Origin of the sequence: Mycobacterium sp. E1715, assembly GCF_001667625.1 — a bacterium.
In the GTDB taxonomy this organism is placed as follows: Bacteria; Actinomycetota; Actinomycetes; order Mycobacteriales; family Mycobacteriaceae; genus Mycobacterium.
In genome coordinates, this window is sequence record NZ_LZJJ01000123.1 from 14,382 (window position 1) to 29,222 (window position 14,841).

Sequence of the window (14,841 nt, forward strand, 5' to 3'; positions counted from 1 at the left end):
CTGCCGCGCGTAGCGGCACCGTCTGCATCAGTGCGGGGCGGCGCTCGTGGCCTTCCCAACAGCTGCTTAACAGTATTCAAGCAGCTTGTCGGCGCGTCCGCCGCCACCTCAGATCTTGCCGTTCGAGATGCATCGGCGCAGGCGCATCAGGTATCACAGTTGTCCGTAACCCCGACTCGGACGGAGAAACCATGGACAAGGCGGACATCGCCGCTTTGCTCGCGCTGGCGTCCGCGCTCTGCGTCGCGATCGGCGACGTGCTGCAGCAGCGGGCGACCCACCGGATCGCCGACCCGTCGATCGGGCAGCTCCAACTCGTCCGCAAGCTGCTCGGCAACAGGCGGTGGCGGTGGGGCGCCGTGCTGCTCGTGGTCAGCATCGTGTTGCAGGCGGCCGCCCTTGACCAGGGGTCGGTGTTGCTGGTGCAGGCGTTGCTCGTCCTCTCGCTGCTGTTCGCGTTGCCCATCAGCGCCCGGCTCGCCGACCGCGCCGTAACGGCCCGGGAGTGGGCCTGGGCCGTGGTGCTGACCGCCGCGGTGACCGTGATCGTCACGGTCGGCAACCCGCGGGCGGGCCACTCGACCGCGCCGCTGCGGACGTGGGCCATCGTGGCGGGGGTGCTGGCCCCGCTGCTCCTCGGGTGCGTGGTGGCCGCGCGCGTCTGGGGCGGTGCCCTGGCCGCCGCGCTGCTCGCCTTCGTCTCCGGTTCCCTCTGGGCCGTCTTCGCGGTGCTGGCCAAGGGAGTGGTGCATCGGCTCGGCGACGGCGGGTGGGCGGTGGTCCGGACACCCGAGCTTTACGCGTGGCTGCTGATCGCGGTGGCGGGATTCGCCTGGGAGCAGTCGGCGTTTCGTGCCGGCGCCCTGACCGCCTCGATGCCGACGCTGGAGGTGTCCCAGCCGGTCGTGGCGGCGGCGCTGGGCGTCGCCGTCCTCGGCGAGACGCTCGACACCGGTCGCGGAGGAATGCTGGCGCTGGCGGCCGCGGCGCTGGTGATGGCGGCGGCCACCGTCGAACTCGCGCGCGGCGACGCCTCCGCGACGCAGGACAGGATTGCGGCCGGGTTGCCGAACGCCGCAGCGCAACCGGCTTAGCGACGCCGCGGTTAACCGGATCGACGCGTTGCCCACAGCGCATCCTTAGGTTAATGCCGTAAGAACAAAGGGTGATTCGTTGAGCGCGCCGCAGCGTGTGCGACGTCATACAGTTGTTGCTGAACTGATCGCAAATATTGCGTGTATTTGCCCGAGCCCCAGGGAAAGCTGGTCGGGGCAATCGTGAGATGAGGGGTCACTCATGTCGAAGGTTGACGTCGCGGCGTTGATTGCGTTGTGCGCGGCGCTGGCATCCGCGGTCGGCGACGTGATCCGTCAGCGCTCTGCGCAGGAGATCACGGACAAGCAGGTCGGCCACCTGGAGCTGTTCCGCATGTCGCTGAAGGACACCCGGTGGTGGCTGGGAGGCCTCGCGGCGATCATCAACTACAGCCTGCAGGCCGGGGCCCTGGCCTGGGGCTCTGTGGTGTTGGTGACCGCGCTGCAGGTGACGGCGTTGCTGTTCGCGTTGCCGATCTACGCGCGGCTGACGAAGCGCCGGGTCACCCGCTGGGAGTGGGTGTGGGCGGTGGTGCTCGCCGGGGCCCTGGCGGTGGTCATCATCGTCGGTGACCCGGCCTCCGGACATCAGCGCGCGTCGGTCGAGACGTGGGCCATCGTCGCCGCGGTGATGGTGCCGTTGCTGGTGGCGTGCGTGGTGGCCGCGCGGATCTGGTCGGGCAGCCCGTTCGCGGCCGCCCTGCTCGCGGTGGTCGCGGGTTCGGCGCTGGCGTTGTTCGCGGTGCTCACCAAAGGGATCGTCGAGGTCGGCGAGGACGGCCCGCTGGCCGTGCTGACCGCGCCCGAGTTCGTCCCGTGGCTGCTGTTGGCGCTGACCGGGATGATCTTCCAGCAGTCGGCGTTCCGCGCCGGTGCGCTGACGGCCTCCATGCCGACGATGACGGTGGCGAAGCCCGTGGTGGCCGGCCTGCTCGGCATCTTCGTGCTGGGCGAAACGCTGAACGCGGACGGGCCCAAGGCCTTCGTGCTGGTAGCGGCGATCGCCGTGGTGATCGTGGCGACCGTCGCCCTGGCCCGCGGGGAGGCGGCCACCATGGTCGCCGAGGTCGGCCGGGACGACGGGAGCATCACGCCGGACGCGTGGTCGTCCTCGGACGGCGAGGCCGACCCTTTTAACACCGGCCCCGTGGTCGTGGCCGCCGAGGCCTGAGCGCGCGCGTCGGCGAACCATTAGTTTGGTGGCGTGCTCAGCGGGATTGCCATCGTTCCCTCGGCGCCGCTGCTCGTGCCCGAGCTGGCCGGCGGGGCCGCCGCGGAGGTGACCGATCTGGTGGCCGCTGTGCTGGCGGCGGCAGCCCTTCTCCCCGCCCGCTGGATCGTCATCGGCACCGGGGCACGCGACGAAGCGTGGGGGCGGGATGCGGCCGGCACGTTCGCGGGTTTCGGTGTGGACGTCCGGGTCGGGCTTTCCCCGCGCGCCGACACCGCGGCGCCCGCCGACCTGCCGGTGTCCGCGCTGCTGGCCGGCTGGGTGCGCGGCCAGGCCCGCCCCGACGCGACCGCCGAGGCCCGCATCTACCGCACCGACCACGACGCTGAGGCCGCCCTGGCCGAGGGCCGGGCGTTGCGCGCCGAGGTCGACCGGTCAGCCGAGCCGATCGGCGTGCTGGTCGTGGCCGATGGCGCGAACACGTTGACCCCGAGCGCGCCCGGGGGATACGACCCGGCCAACGCCGACGCGCAGCTGGCCCTCGACGACGCGCTGGCGACCGGCGACGTCGCCGCCCTGGCGCGGCTGCCCCGGCAGATCCTCGGCCGCGTCGCCTTCCAGGTGCTGGCCGGGCTGGCCGAGCCGGGACCGCGGTCGGCCAAGGAGCTATACCGGGGGGCGCCCTACGGCGTGGGCTACTTCGCCGGCGCCTGGCAGGTCTGAAGTGACCGCCCGACCGCTGGCGATCATCGGCCCCACCGGAACCGGCAAGTCGCAGCTGGCACTCGATCTCGCCGAACGGCTCGACGCCGCCGAGATCGTGAACGCCGACGCGATGCAGCTCTATCGCGGCATGGACATCGGCACGGCCAAGCTGCCCGTCGGGCAACGCCGCGGCATCCCGCATCACCAGCTCGACGTGCTGGACGTCAAAGTGACCGCGACGGTCGCCCGCTATCAGCGCGCCGCCGCGGCGGACGTCGAGGCGATCGCGGCCCGCGGCGCCGTTCCGATCATCGTGGGCGGCTCCATGCTTTACATCCAATCGCTGCTCGACGACTGGTCGTTCCCCGCGACCGATCCCGCGGTGCGGGCTCGCTGGGAGCAGCGGCTGGCCGAGGTCGGCGTCGGCGGGCTGCACACCGAGCTGGCCCGCCGCGACCCCGCCGCCGCGGCGGCCATCCTGCCGACCGACGCCAGGCGCATCGTGCGGGCGCTCGAAGTCGTCGAGCTGACCGGTCGGCCCTTCGCCGCGTCCGCGCCACGCATCGGCACCCCGAGGTGGAACACCGCGATCATCGGATTGGATTGCGAGACAACGACGTTGGACGAGCGGCTGGCCCGCCGCACCGACGCCATGTTCCACCAGGGGCTCGTTGAGGAGGTCAGCGCGCTGCTCGGTGAGGGCCTGCGCGACGGGGTCACCGCGTCGCGCGCCCTGGGCTACGCGCAGGTGATCGAGGCGCTCGACGCCGGAGGCGGCACCGAGCGGCTGCGGGACGCACGCGAACAGACCTACGTGGGCACTCGACGCTATGTCCGCCGGCAACGCTCCTGGTTCCGCCGCGACCACCGGGTTCACTGGCTGGACTCTGAAAAAGCGGGGGCGGACGGCGCCCGGCTCGTCGACGAAGCGCTGCAAGCGTGGGGCCACGTATCCTGAGCAGGTGATTCGCGCCGACGACGATGCTGCCGGCGCAGCCGGAGGTGAGGAGTGGCGCGCATGATGTTCGCGAAGGGCCACGGCACCGAGAACGATTTCGTGGTGCTCCCGGACGCGGAGGCCGCGCTCGACCTCGCCCCCGCCCGGGTGGCCGCCCTGTGCGACCGGCGTCGGGGACTGGGCGCCGACGGGGTGCTGCGAGTCACCACCGCCGCGGCGGCTCTGGCGGCCGGCGTGCTGGACCGCCTGCCCGACGGCGTGGCGTCGGCCGACTGGTACATGGACTACCGCAACGCCGACGGCTCCATCGCCCAGATGTGCGGCAACGGCATCCGGGTGTTCGCGCATTACCTGCGGGCCAGCGGCATGGAGTCCCGCGACGAATTCGTGATCGGGTCGCCGGCCGGCCCCCGGCCGATCACCGTGCACCACGCCGACGCGACGCACGCCGACATCAGCGTCGACATGGGCAAGGCCAACACCCTCGGCCCGGGCAGCGCCATCGTCGGTGGCCGACGGTTTTCCGGCCTGGCGGTCGACGTCGGCAATCCCCACCTGGCATGCGTGGATCCCGATCTGACCGCCGAGGAACTCGCCGGGCTGGACGTGGCGGCGCCGGTGAGCTTCGACCACGCCCAGTTCCCGGAGGGCGTGAACATCGAACTCGTCACGGCGCCGGCCGACGGCGCGGTCCGGATGCGGGTGCACGAGCGAGGCGTCGGCGAGACCCGCTCCTGCGGCACCGGCACGGTCGCGGCCACGGTGGCCGCGCTGGCCGCCGCCGGTGCGGACACCGGCACACTGAAGGTGCGGGTGCCCGGCGGCGACGTCGTCGTCACCATCACCGACGCCACCAGCTACCTGAGGGGACCGTCGGTTCTCGTGGCACAGGGGGAGATCAGCGGGGAATGGTGGGACGCGCAGCGACGTTAATTCAGGTGCACGACGCCGATCCGCCGTGCATCATTCTGTATTGCCTATGACACATCCTGAATTCTCCAAACCCGCTGTGCCGGAGCCAAGCACCGGCGAACTCGCCCTGGAAGAACGGTCGGCGCTGCGCCGCGTCGCCGGGCTGTCGACCGAACTCGCCGACGTATCCGAAGTCGAGTACCGCCAGCTCCGCCTGGAGCGCGTCGTGCTCGTCGGCGTGTGGACCGACGGCACCGCCGCCGACAGCGAGGCCAGCATGGCCGAGCTGGCCGCCCTGGCCGAGACCGCCGGTTCCCAGGTGCTCGAGGGGCTCATCCAGCGCCGCGACAAGCCCGACCCGTCCACCTACATCGGCTCGGGCAAGGCCCAGGAGCTGCGCGAGGTGGTGCTGGCGACCGGCGCTGACACCGTGATCTGCGACGGTGAGCTGTCCCCGGCGCAGCTCACCGCGCTGGAAAAGGCGGTCAAGGTGAAGGTCATCGACCGCACCGCGCTGATCCTGGACATCTTCGCCCAGCACGCCACCAGCCGGGAGGGCAAGGCGCAGGTGTCGCTGGCCCAGATGGAGTACATGCTCCCGCGGCTGCGCGGCTGGGGTGAATCGATGTCCCGGCAGGCCGGTGGCCGCGCCGGCGGCAGCGGGGGAGGCGTGGGCCTGCGCGGTCCCGGTGAGACCAAGATCGAGACCGACCGCCGCCGCATCCGTGAACGCATGGCGAAGCTGCGCCGCGAGATCAAGGACATGAAGCAGGTCCGCGACACCCAGCGCAGCCGCCGCCAGCAGAGCGACGTCCCGTCGGTCGCGATCGTCGGCTACACCAACGCCGGCAAGTCGAGCCTGCTCAACGCGCTGACCGGGGCCGGGGTGCTGGTGCAGGACGCGTTGTTCGCCACGCTGGAGCCCACCACCCGCCGTGCCGAGTTCACCGACGGTCGCCCGCTGGTGCTCACCGACACCGTCGGGTTCGTCCGGCACCTGCCCACCCAACTCGTCGAGGCGTTCCGCTCCACGCTGGAGGAGGTCGTCGACGCCGACCTGCTCGTGCACGTGGTCGACGGCTCCGACGCCAACCCGCTGGCCCAGATCAACGCGGTGCGCGAGGTGATCTCCGACGTCATCGCAGACCATCACGGCGACCCGCCGCCCGAGCTGCTGGTGGTGAACAAGGTCGACGCCGCGAGCGGCCTCACGCTGGCCGGACTCCGTCACGCCCTGCCCGGCGCCGTGTTCGTCTCGGCCAGGACCGGGGAAGGCATCGAGGCCCTGCGGTGCCGGATGGGCGAGCTGGCCGTCCCCGCCGACACGGCCGTGGATGTGGTGATTCCGTACCACCGCGGCGACCTGGTGGCCCGGCTGCACGCCGACGGGCGCGTGCAGCAGGAGGAGCACAGCCCCGACGGCACCCGGATCAAGGCCCGAGTCCCGGTGGCGTTGGCCGGGCGCCTGCAGGAGTTCTCGGCGGGCTGATCCGCCGGCGCGCCGTGGCCACCCCGCCGGCTGCCGACCAACCGTCTGGTTGGTATATGTTGGGCGACAGAGTTTCGAGTCGCCGGAGGTCATCCACATGGGCAGTGCCGTCAAATACCAGCGCACGCTTTTCGAGCCGGAGCACGACCTGTTCCGCGAGTCCTACCGCGCCTTCCTCGATCGCCACGTCGCGCCGCACCACGACGAATGGGAGAAGGCGAAGATCGTCGACCGCGGCGTGTGGCTCGAGGCCGGCAAGCAGGGCTTCCTCGGTATGGCTGTCCCCGAGGAATACGGCGGCGGAGGCAACCCCGACTTCCGGTACAACACGATCATCACCGAGGAGACCACCTTCGGTCGCTACAGCGGCATCGGCTTCGGGCTGCACAACGACATCGTGGCGCCCTACCTGCTGGCCTTGGCCACCGAGGAGCAGAAGCAGCGCTGGCTGCCGAAGTTCTGCACCGGGGAGCTCATCACCGCCATCGCGATGACCGAGCCGGGAACCGGCAGCGACCTGCAGGGCATCAAGACCCGCGCGGTCAAGCAGGGTGACCACTACGTGCTCAACGGCGCAAAGACGTTCATCACCAACGGAATCAACTCCGACTTGGTGATCGTGGTCGCGCAGACCGATCCGGACAAAGGCGCGCAAGGCTTTTCGTTGCTCGTTGTCGAACGCGGCATGGAGGGCTTCGAGCGCGGCCGGCACCTGGACAAGATCGGGCTGGCCGCCCAGGACACCGCCGAGCTGTCCTTCACCGATGTCAAGGTTCCCGCCGAAAACCTGCTGGGGCAGGAGGGCATGGGGTTCATCTACCTGATGCAGAACCTGCCGCAGGAGCGGATCTCGATCGCCATCATGGCGGCCGCCGCGATGGAGCAGGTGCTCGAAGACACGCTGCAATACACCAAGGAGCGCAAGGCGTTTGGCAAGCCGATCGGCAGCTTCCAGAACAGCCGCTTCGTGCTCGCCGAGCTGGCGACCGAGGCCACCGTGGTGCGCATGATGGTCGACGAGTTCATCCGCCTGCACCTGGACAAGAAGCTGACGGCCGAACAGGCGGCCATGGCCAAGTGGTACTCCACCGAGAAGCAGGTGCACCTGATCGACCGTTGTCTGCAACTGCACGGCGGCTACGGCTACATGCGCGAATACCCCGTCGCCCGTGCCTATCTGGACGCGCGGGTGCAGACCATCTACGGCGGCACGACCGAGATCATGAAGGAGATCATCGGCCGCAGCCTCGGCGTCTAGATCCGACAACGGCGATCGCCAAAGGAACGGTCAATTCGCCCGCGGTCGGCAAACGCGGTCAATGCCCGCCTGGCCACCGTTTTTTCGGGTAGATCGCCGGCGAGTTAATGGCTTCACGTACCGTCGGCGCATGTGTTTCGGGGACGCCCGCGCAATGGTGCGCCGCGAAAAGCGCGGCAGGGGCGACGAGCCGGGCCGGCGCGCGCAGGCCCGCGCCCTATTGCGCAGGTGTGCGACCGGTTCGGGAGTCGGCACGATAAGTCCGACGTCACGCGGGCGATGGTGCGGTTCGTCGCGATTCGAGCGTGGCTCGGCATCATTTCGACATCGGCGTGGTATCCGTTTTTGTAATATGCGTGATTTGACTTCGTATTTCTCCTTGGCAGGAGCAAAGTTATGCGAGCCCGGCGATAATGCGGATCGGTGCGGGGCTGTTTCCGCGCGGTCGGAGTGCGGCCCCCTCGCCGGCTGTGCAGCCACGGGCATAGCCGCTGATAGGGCCGTAGCCGTCGGCTGGGAGGCTTGGTGAACGGGCAGAGAGGTCACATGCGCAGGCTGGTCGGGAGTGCGCTGGTCACCTTGACGGCCTTCGCGACCGCCGCCGCCTTGTTGGCGCCTTCCGCGGCGGCGTCTCCCATCGGCGACGCCGAGGCGGCCATGATGGCCGCCTGGGAAAAGGCCGGCGGCGACGGTTCGCCGCTGGGCCCGCGGAAGGGCGACGTGTATCCCGCCGGAGACGGTTTCGAGCTGGACTTCGACGGCGGCAAGATGTTCTTCACGCCGGCGACCGGCGCCAAGTTCGTCTACGGGCCGATCCTGGACAAATACGAAATGCTGGGCGGCCCCGCCGGCAGCGATCTGGGCTTCCCCGCGATCAATGAGGTGCCCGGCCTCGCCGGTCCGGACAGCCGGGTGGCCACCTTCTCGGCCAGCGACAAGCCGGTGATCTTCTGGACGCCGGACCACGGCGCGTTCGTGGTGCGCGGCGCGATCAACGCCGCGTGGGACAAGCTGGGTAGCTCGGGTGGCGTGCTCGGCGTCCCGGTCGGCGACGAAACCTACAACGGCGAGGTGTCCGCCCAGAAATTCAGCGGCGGCCAGGTTTCGTGGAACAGGCAGACCAAGCAGTTCACCACCGAGCCAGCGGGTTTGGCCGACCAGTTGAAGGGTTTGCAGGTGGCGATCGACCCCACCGCGGCCATCAACATGGCATGGCGCGCCGCCGGTGGTCCGAACGGGCCGCTGGGGGTCAAGAAGGGCGCGCAGTATCCGATCGGTGGCGACGGGATCGTCCAGGACTTCGCCAACGGCAAGGTGTATTTCAGCCCCGCGACCGGCGCGAACGCCGTCGAGACCAACATCCTGTCCAAGTACGAATCGCTGGGCGGCCCGGCCGGTAGCGATCTCGGTTTCCCCACCGCCAACGAAGCTGACGGCGGGATCCCGTCCAGCCGCGTCGTCACCTTCTCCGGCGCCGACAAACCGGTGATCTTCTGGAGTTCGGAGCACGGCGCGTTCGTGGTGCGCGGCGCCATGAAGGCGGCGTGGGACAAGCTCCGGGGGCCGACGGGCAAGCTGGGTGCGCCCGTCGGCGACCAGTCGGTGGACGGCGACGTGGTCTCCCAGCAGTTCGTCGGCGGCAAGATCTCGTGGAACCGGGCGAAGAACACGTTCAGCACCGACCCGGCCAATCTCGCGCCGTTGCTGTCGGGCCTGCAGGTGTCGGGCCAGAACCAGCCGAGCAGCTCGGCGACGCCCGCGCACCCCAAGAAGTTCGCGTTGCAGTGGTGGTGGCTGCTGGCCGGCATCCCGGTGCTGGTGCTGATCGTCTTGGCCGGGCTGTTGGCCCTCGGTTGGCGCCGGCGGCGCGCCGCGCGTGCCGGTGCCGGCTACGAGCCGCACCGCGACCTCGACCTTGGTTACGAGCCGGTGGGCGACCAGCACTGGGGGCCCGACGACGTCGGCGCCGAACACTTCGACGGGCAGTCCGAGACGCCCGAAGCCGAGGCCGCCGGGCGGGTCAGCTGGCGGCGGCGCGGTGCGGACGAGGGTGGCTACGGGGACGAGGAGCAGGACCCCGACGCGGTGGACACCGACTCCTTCGCCGCGGTCTCACCGACGGCCCTGTCGGAGGCGGGCTATCCCGAAACGGAATCCGGCTATGCCCAACCCGAATACGCCGAATCCGAATACGGCGAAGCGGATTACGCCGAATCCGGTTATCCCGAAGCGGATTACGCCGAGGCCGAGTACGTCGAAGCCGAGTACGCCGAAGCCGAGTACACCGACGACGCGCACGAGCCCGCCCACCCGGAGGCCGCTCGCGGGGACGAGGGGTACGTGGATGCCGAGTACCTCGACGTCGCGGTGCCGCACACGCCGCCGGACGCCGAATACGAGGACGCCGCCCCCGAAGCCGCGGCTCCCGAGCCCGAGTATCCGGATGTGGCCGTGCCGCATGTTCCGGCGGATGTCGCCGAGGCCACTGGTGCCGACGCCGCCGCTGCGGACGACACCCCGCCGGAAGCTACCCCGCCGGAAACCGCCGCGCCGGAGGCCGCCGCCGCGGCCGTCGTCGCATCCGGGCAGCGGGGCGGACGGCACGCGGCCGCCGACGACGAGGACAGCGGCGCGGGGGCAGGCACGCCCGGGCGCCCGACCATCCACCTACCGTTGGACGACCCCTACCAGGTGCCCGACGGATACCCGATCAAGGCAAGCGCCCGCTTCGGGCTGTACTACACACCGGGCAGCGAGCTCTACCACGACACCCTCGCCGAAATCTGGCTGGCCAGCGAAGAAGTCGCGCAGGCCAACGGCTTCGTCAAGGCGGACTGACCCGCCGGGCTAGACCTTGCGGATCACCGTGACGACCTTGCCCAGCACGGTCGCCTCGTTGCCGGGAATCGGGTCGAATGCCGGGTTGTGCGGCATCAGCCATACCTGACCGCCCGCGCGCTTGAACGTCTTCACGGTGGCTTCCCCGTCGAGCATGGCCGCGACGATGTCGCCGTTGTCGGCGACGTTCTGCTGGCGCACCACCACCCAGTCGCCGTCGCAGATCGCCGCCTCGACCATGGAATCGCCGACGACCTTGAGCAGGAACAGCGTGCCCTCGCCGACCAGCTCGCGCGGCAGCGGGAACACGTCCTCGACCGCCTCCTCGGCGAGGATCGGTCCACCGGCGGCGATGCGCCCGAGGACCGGCACGAAGGTCGGTTCCGGCAGGGCGTCGGAGCCGGCGACGTCGGTTGCCGGCGCCGCCACGTCGTCGTCGGCGCCGCGGACGTCGACCGCCCGCGGACGGTTCGGGTCCCGACGCAGGTAACCCTTGCGCTCCAGGGTGCGCAGCTGATGGGCCACGGATGACGTCGACGTCAGGCCGACGGCGTCGCCGATCTCCCGGATGCTCGGCGGGTAGCCGCGGCTGGTGACCGACGCGCGAATGACGTTCAAGATGGTGCGCTGACGTTCGGTCAGCGATGAATCCACGGCGTGCAACCGGCCGCCCGTGCCGGCCGATGGGGTGTCGCTGCTGTCGCTCATGGCACTGAATGTAACCCCACCGCGCCCAAGAATCAAACATGTGTTCGAGTAGCGTGTCGCCCATCCGCCCGTCGGCGAAAAGCCGCGCCGAAGTCGTGAATCACAAAGGTGTAACTCTTCGGCAGATCGGGTATTTCGATCGCATGTCAGCTCTAGCGGCCACGCACTTGTCGGTGGCGTGGTCTAGCGTTCGACTCGTGCGACACGCTTCGCTCACATGTTCGGAATTCGAACACACGAGCGATACAGTCGAACAGCTGAGCGAATCAAGTTGACCGGAGGAACGCAGATGACAACCATGCACACGCTGGCGCCGCGTACCAGCAGCCCTCGGCGTCCGGTCAACGGACCCGTCCCGGGGCTTCGTTACGGCCGCGACGGGCTGGCCCGGTCCCGCCGCCCCGGCCCCTCGAGGCCGGCGGGCGCGCCCACGCGCCACTACGGCACCGGCCTCGCGGTGTCCGCCGCGCCGCACCGCAAGCGCCCCGTCACGGTGACGACCACGATCTGGCTGGCCCTGGCCGCCGGCGCGATCACGCTGTGGCTGGGCTTGGTCGGCAACGTCGGTCAGGTGCTCAACGGTGACTCCGGCAGCTCGGCCGCGCACGTCCCGGACCGCCTGGCCGTCGTGCGCGTGGAGGCGGGGGAGTCGCTGCAAGACGTGGCTCGCCGGGTGGCGCCGGACGCGCCCGCCCGCCAGGTCGCCGACCGCATCCGCGAACTCAACGACATGAACTCGCCGAACCTGGTCGCGGGCCAGACCTTGATCGCTCCGGTCGGCTGACGACCGCCCCGCTAACTGCCGAGCGGCGCCCACCAACCCTTCGCTGAGCCATTACCCGCGCAGGTGAGCGCGCGGGTACGCTCGAAGTGCTGCGGTATCAGGTTGACGGCACGGCGAAGGAGCGGTCATGCATTGCCCGTTCTGCCGTCATCCCGATTCCCGGGTGATCGACTCGAGGGAAACCGATGAGGGGCAGGCCATTCGGCGCCGCCGATCATGCCCCGAATGCGGGCGCCGTTTCACCACGGTGGAGACCGCGGTGCTGGCCGTGGTCAAACGCAGCGGAGTCACCGAGCCCTTCAGCAGGGAGAAGGTCATCAGCGGTGTCCGCCGGGCCTGCCAGGGCCGCCAGGTGGACGACGACGCGCTGAACCTGCTGGCCCAGCAGGTCGAGGACACGGTGCGGGCCGCGGGCTCGCCGGAGGTGGCCAGCCATGAGGTCGGCCTGGCCATCCTCGGGCCGCTGCGCGACCTCGACGAGGTGGCGTACCTGCGGTTCGCGTCGGTGTATCGGTCCTTCGAATCCGCAGACGATTTCGAACGCGAGATCCAGGCCCTGCGCGAACACCGCCAGGTCACGACACCGAGCTGACGGCCTTCGTCGCCGGGCTAGTCTCGATTTCATGCCCCCCGACTTGCATCCCGATCTCGCGGCCCTCGCACCGCTGCTGGGCACCTGGGCCGGCCAGGGCGCGGGCGAGTACCCGACCATCGAGCCCTTCGACTATCTCGAAGAGGTCGTGTTCTCCCACGTCGGCAAGCCGTTTCTGGCGTACGCGCAAAAGACGAAGGCGTCGGCCGACGGCAAGCCGTTGCACGCCGAGACCGGCTACCTGCGCGTGCCGCGGCCCGGTCACGTCGAACTGGTGCTGGCCCACCCGAGCGGCATCACCGAGATCGAGGTGGGCACGTACGCGGTTTCCGGCGACGTGATCGAGATCGAGCTGTCCACCACCGACGTCGGACGTACCCCGACCGCCAAAGAGGTGACCGCCCTTGGCCGTTCCTTCCGCATCGACGGCGACGAACTGTCGTATTCGGTGCGGATGGGAGCGGTCGGGCAGCCCTTGCAGCACCACCTCGCCGCGGTGCTGCGCCGGCAGCGCTGAGCGCGTGCTCGGCCGTCAGTCGATGTGCCGCACACCGTCATTGACGACGCGCCCGGCCACTCCCACCCAGCCCTCGGCGTTCCACGTCGTCTCGACGATCGATCCCCGGCCCTGGGTGATGTGCAGGTCGCGGCTGAGGTAGTCGGTGATCCGCATCGCCGCCGAGCCGGTCGCCTCGTCCTCCGGCACGCCGAGGTTCGGGAAAAACCCCCGGGTGCGCAGGGTGCCGCTCTCCCGGTCGGTCCAGGCCCACAGGTAGTGCGCCGTGTCGTCGGGAAAATCTCCCGGATCGGCGGCGAGAAGCGCGGCGGCCGAATCGAATTCGTGCAGGGCCACCTCGGGCGCCCAGTCCGAGCGGGCGCTGACGCCGGTGAGGTCTCCGGCATAGCTCACCTGCACGAGACCGGCCGGCACCTGCAGGGTGTGAATCGGCGTGCCGCTCTCCCGCAGCCACCACGACGCGCCGACGGTGGGGTGCCCGGCGAACGCGAGCTGGACCCGGGGGGTGTAGATGGTGGCATGCGCGGTCGTCGAACCCGCGCCCGGAAGATCGACGAAAACCGTTTCGCTGTAGCCCAATTGAGTCGCCAGCCGTTGCCGGTCGGCGGGCCCGATGTGGGCGGCGTTCACCACCCCGAGCGGATTGCCGAAATTGCCGTCCGCATCGGTGAACACCCGCAACACCGTGACGTCGATCCCCATGCAGCGACTGTACGACCCCGGAGCCGGCCGCATCGACCAAGGTGGTTCAGGTGGCGCTGCGTTCGTCGGAGCCCATCGCGTTGAGCACGGCGACGCGGGTCGGCGCGGGGCCGCTGACGGCCTTTTCGCCGCCGCCGCTGCGCAGTAGCCCGCGCAGGGCGGCCTGATCGTATTCGGCGGGAGCGGTGGAATCGATGAAGCGTTCGACGACGTCGATGAAGCGGGCCGGGTCGTCGTGGAAGGGGAAGTGGCCGGAGCCCTCGAAGATTTCGAGGCGGGAGCCCGGCATCGCGGCGTGCGCCATCCACGCGTGCCGGACGGGCACCACCACATCCTTGGTGCCCCACACGATCTGCACCGGTATGGCTTCGGTCAGGTAGCAGCGATCGAGCATGGTGACGATCTGCCCGCGCCAGTCCACCACCGCGCGCAGGGTGCGACTGAAGGCCGCCGAGGCCGTGGGCTCCGGCAGGTCGTCGAGGATCCGCAGGACATTGGGCAGGTCGCGGCCCAGGCCGGTCGATCCGATCGCCAGGCCGGCTATCCGTCCCGCCAGCTGCACGGCCGGCAGCACGAGCGGGAGCCGCAGCAGGGCGAGGGCCTCGCTGCCCATCGGCAGCGACGCGAGCCGGAGCGCGACGTTGACGTCCTTGGTGACACCGCCGGCGGCGACCAGGATGAGCCGGTCCACCAAATGCGGGAACTGGTAGGCGAATTGCATGGCCACGCCGCCGCCCAGTGAATGTCCGACGACCGTGACCCGCTCGATGTCGAGCACGCTGAGCAGGTCACGCATCCCGTTCGCGTAGGCGGCGACGGAGTAGTCGGCGCGCGGTTTGTCGGATCGCCCGTGGCCGAGCAGGTCCGGGGCGATGACCGTGAACCGCTGAGCGAGCTTGGCCTGCACGGTGTTCCAGGTGGTGGAGTTGTCCCCGATGCCGTGGACCAACAGGATCGCCGGGCCGTCACCGGCGATCCGGTAGGCCCGCTTGTAGCCGTGGATGGTGCGGAACTCCAGCCGGGGCGCCGCGACCTCACGCACCGGGCGGAGAGTGCTCTTGCGCTTCCGCTCGGTCATCTCGCCAACCTTCGGGTCGGGCCCAGGGCCGTGTG

At 70.0% G+C, this 14,841-nt stretch carries 14 protein-coding genes; 11 read left to right on the top strand and 3 right to left on the bottom strand.

Annotated elements, in window-relative coordinates; translation table 11 throughout:
* The first annotated feature begins 191 nt into the window (after positions 1-191).
* The 8 genes from A9X03_RS06635 (at position 192) to A9X03_RS06670 (ending at position 10,425) form a co-directional block, all read left to right on the top strand.
* Positions 192-1,094 carry a DMT family transporter gene (locus tag A9X03_RS06635; protein ID WP_067747326.1) on the top strand — a complete coding sequence of 301 codons (903 nt, stop codon included), beginning with the start codon at positions 192-194 and terminating at the stop codon, positions 1,092-1,094.
* Between the two features lie 202 nt (positions 1,095-1,296).
* Positions 1,297-2,265, top strand: a complete 969-nt coding sequence (locus A9X03_RS06640; protein WP_067747329.1) for a DMT family transporter — start codon at positions 1,297-1,299, stop codon at positions 2,263-2,265.
* A gap of 33 nt (positions 2,266-2,298) precedes the next feature.
* Complete coding sequence (locus tag A9X03_RS06645) at positions 2,299-2,988, top strand: hypothetical protein (protein ID WP_067785422.1); 690 nt, start codon at positions 2,299-2,301, stop codon at positions 2,986-2,988.
* Position 2,989: 1 nt separating this feature from the next.
* On the top strand, positions 2,990-3,928 hold the full coding sequence (miaA, locus tag A9X03_RS06650) for a tRNA (adenosine(37)-N6)-dimethylallyltransferase MiaA (RefSeq protein ID WP_067785419.1): 939 nt from the start codon (positions 2,990-2,992) through the stop codon (positions 3,926-3,928).
* 60 nt (positions 3,929-3,988) lie between these two features.
* Positions 3,989-4,861 (top strand): diaminopimelate epimerase, encoded by an 873-nt coding sequence (dapF, locus tag A9X03_RS06655; RefSeq protein WP_067888428.1) that lies wholly within the window; start codon positions 3,989-3,991, stop codon positions 4,859-4,861.
* A 46-nt stretch (positions 4,862-4,907) separates the two neighbouring features.
* Positions 4,908-6,329 carry a GTPase HflX gene (hflX, locus tag A9X03_RS06660; RefSeq protein WP_068260220.1) on the top strand — a complete coding sequence of 474 codons (1,422 nt, stop codon included), beginning with the start codon at positions 4,908-4,910 and terminating at the stop codon, positions 6,327-6,329.
* A 97-nt stretch (positions 6,330-6,426) separates the two neighbouring features.
* Positions 6,427-7,587 carry an acyl-CoA dehydrogenase family protein gene (locus A9X03_RS06665; RefSeq protein ID WP_068260223.1) on the top strand — a complete coding sequence of 387 codons (1,161 nt, stop codon included), beginning with the start codon at positions 6,427-6,429 and terminating at the stop codon, positions 7,585-7,587.
* Between the two features lie 546 nt (positions 7,588-8,133).
* Positions 8,134-10,425: an LGFP repeat-containing protein gene (locus tag A9X03_RS06670; RefSeq protein WP_068260224.1), complete on the top strand. Its 2,292-nt coding sequence runs from the start codon at positions 8,134-8,136 to the stop codon at positions 10,423-10,425.
* A 9-nt stretch (positions 10,426-10,434) separates the two neighbouring features.
* On the opposite strand, the gene lexA is transcribed toward A9X03_RS06670, so the two are convergent.
* On the bottom strand, positions 10,435-11,133 hold the full coding sequence (gene lexA, locus A9X03_RS06675) for a transcriptional repressor LexA (protein WP_068260230.1): 699 nt from the start codon (positions 11,131-11,133) through the stop codon (positions 10,435-10,437).
* A 289-nt stretch (positions 11,134-11,422) separates the two neighbouring features.
* Between lexA and A9X03_RS06680 the strand changes: the two genes are divergently transcribed.
* The 3 genes from A9X03_RS06680 (at position 11,423) to A9X03_RS06690 (ending at position 13,026) form a co-directional block, all read left to right on the top strand.
* The gene (locus A9X03_RS06680) at positions 11,423-11,917 is read left to right on the top strand and encodes a LysM peptidoglycan-binding domain-containing protein (protein ID WP_068260234.1); all 495 of its coding nucleotides are present in this window, start codon (positions 11,423-11,425) and stop codon (positions 11,915-11,917) included.
* A gap of 127 nt (positions 11,918-12,044) precedes the next feature.
* On the top strand, positions 12,045-12,509 hold the full coding sequence (gene nrdR / locus A9X03_RS06685) for a transcriptional regulator NrdR (protein ID WP_046184812.1): 465 nt from the start codon (positions 12,045-12,047) through the stop codon (positions 12,507-12,509).
* Between the two features lie 31 nt (positions 12,510-12,540).
* Complete coding sequence (locus tag A9X03_RS06690) at positions 12,541-13,026, top strand: peroxynitrite isomerase (RefSeq protein ID WP_067747350.1); 486 nt, start codon at positions 12,541-12,543, stop codon at positions 13,024-13,026.
* A gap of 15 nt (positions 13,027-13,041) precedes the next feature.
* On the opposite strand, the gene A9X03_RS06695 is transcribed toward A9X03_RS06690, so the two are convergent.
* Both A9X03_RS06695 and A9X03_RS06700 read right to left on the bottom strand, forming a co-directional pair.
* Positions 13,042-13,728, bottom strand: a complete 687-nt coding sequence (locus A9X03_RS06695; protein WP_068260237.1) for a PhzF family phenazine biosynthesis protein — start codon at positions 13,726-13,728, stop codon at positions 13,042-13,044.
* 46 nt (positions 13,729-13,774) lie between these two features.
* The gene (locus A9X03_RS06700) at positions 13,775-14,806 is read right to left on the bottom strand and encodes an alpha/beta fold hydrolase (RefSeq protein WP_067747377.1); all 1,032 of its coding nucleotides are present in this window, start codon (positions 14,804-14,806) and stop codon (positions 13,775-13,777) included.
* Positions 14,807-14,841 lie beyond the last annotated feature (35 nt).

Bases quoted from the DNA above. Each gene is read 5' to 3' on its own strand.
- nrdR (WP_046184812.1), top strand. From the start codon at position 12,045: ATGCATTGCCCGTTCTGCCGTCATCCCGATTCCCGGGTGATCGACTCG.
- A9X03_RS06695 (WP_068260237.1), bottom strand. From the start codon at position 13,728: ATGGGGATCGACGTCACGGTGTTGCGGGTGTTCACCGATGCGGACGGC.
- A9X03_RS06680 (WP_068260234.1), top strand. From the start codon at position 11,423: ATGACAACCATGCACACGCTGGCGCCGCGTACCAGCAGCCCTCGGCGT.
- lexA (WP_068260230.1), bottom strand. From the start codon at position 11,133: ATGAGCGACAGCAGCGACACCCCATCGGCCGGCACGGGCGGCCGGTTG.
- A9X03_RS06690 (WP_067747350.1), top strand. From the start codon at position 12,541: ATGCCCCCCGACTTGCATCCCGATCTCGCGGCCCTCGCACCGCTGCTG.
- A9X03_RS06700 (WP_067747377.1), bottom strand. From the start codon at position 14,806: ATGACCGAGCGGAAGCGCAAGAGCACTCTCCGCCCGGTGCGTGAGGTC.
- A9X03_RS06665 (WP_068260223.1), top strand. From the start codon at position 6,427: ATGGGCAGTGCCGTCAAATACCAGCGCACGCTTTTCGAGCCGGAGCAC.
- dapF (WP_067888428.1), top strand. From the start codon at position 3,989: ATGATGTTCGCGAAGGGCCACGGCACCGAGAACGATTTCGTGGTGCTC.
- hflX (WP_068260220.1), top strand. From the start codon at position 4,908: ATGACACATCCTGAATTCTCCAAACCCGCTGTGCCGGAGCCAAGCACC.
- A9X03_RS06635 (WP_067747326.1), top strand. From the start codon at position 192: ATGGACAAGGCGGACATCGCCGCTTTGCTCGCGCTGGCGTCCGCGCTC.
- A9X03_RS06640 (WP_067747329.1), top strand. From the start codon at position 1,297: ATGTCGAAGGTTGACGTCGCGGCGTTGATTGCGTTGTGCGCGGCGCTG.
- A9X03_RS06670 (WP_068260224.1), top strand. From the start codon at position 8,134: ATGCGCAGGCTGGTCGGGAGTGCGCTGGTCACCTTGACGGCCTTCGCG.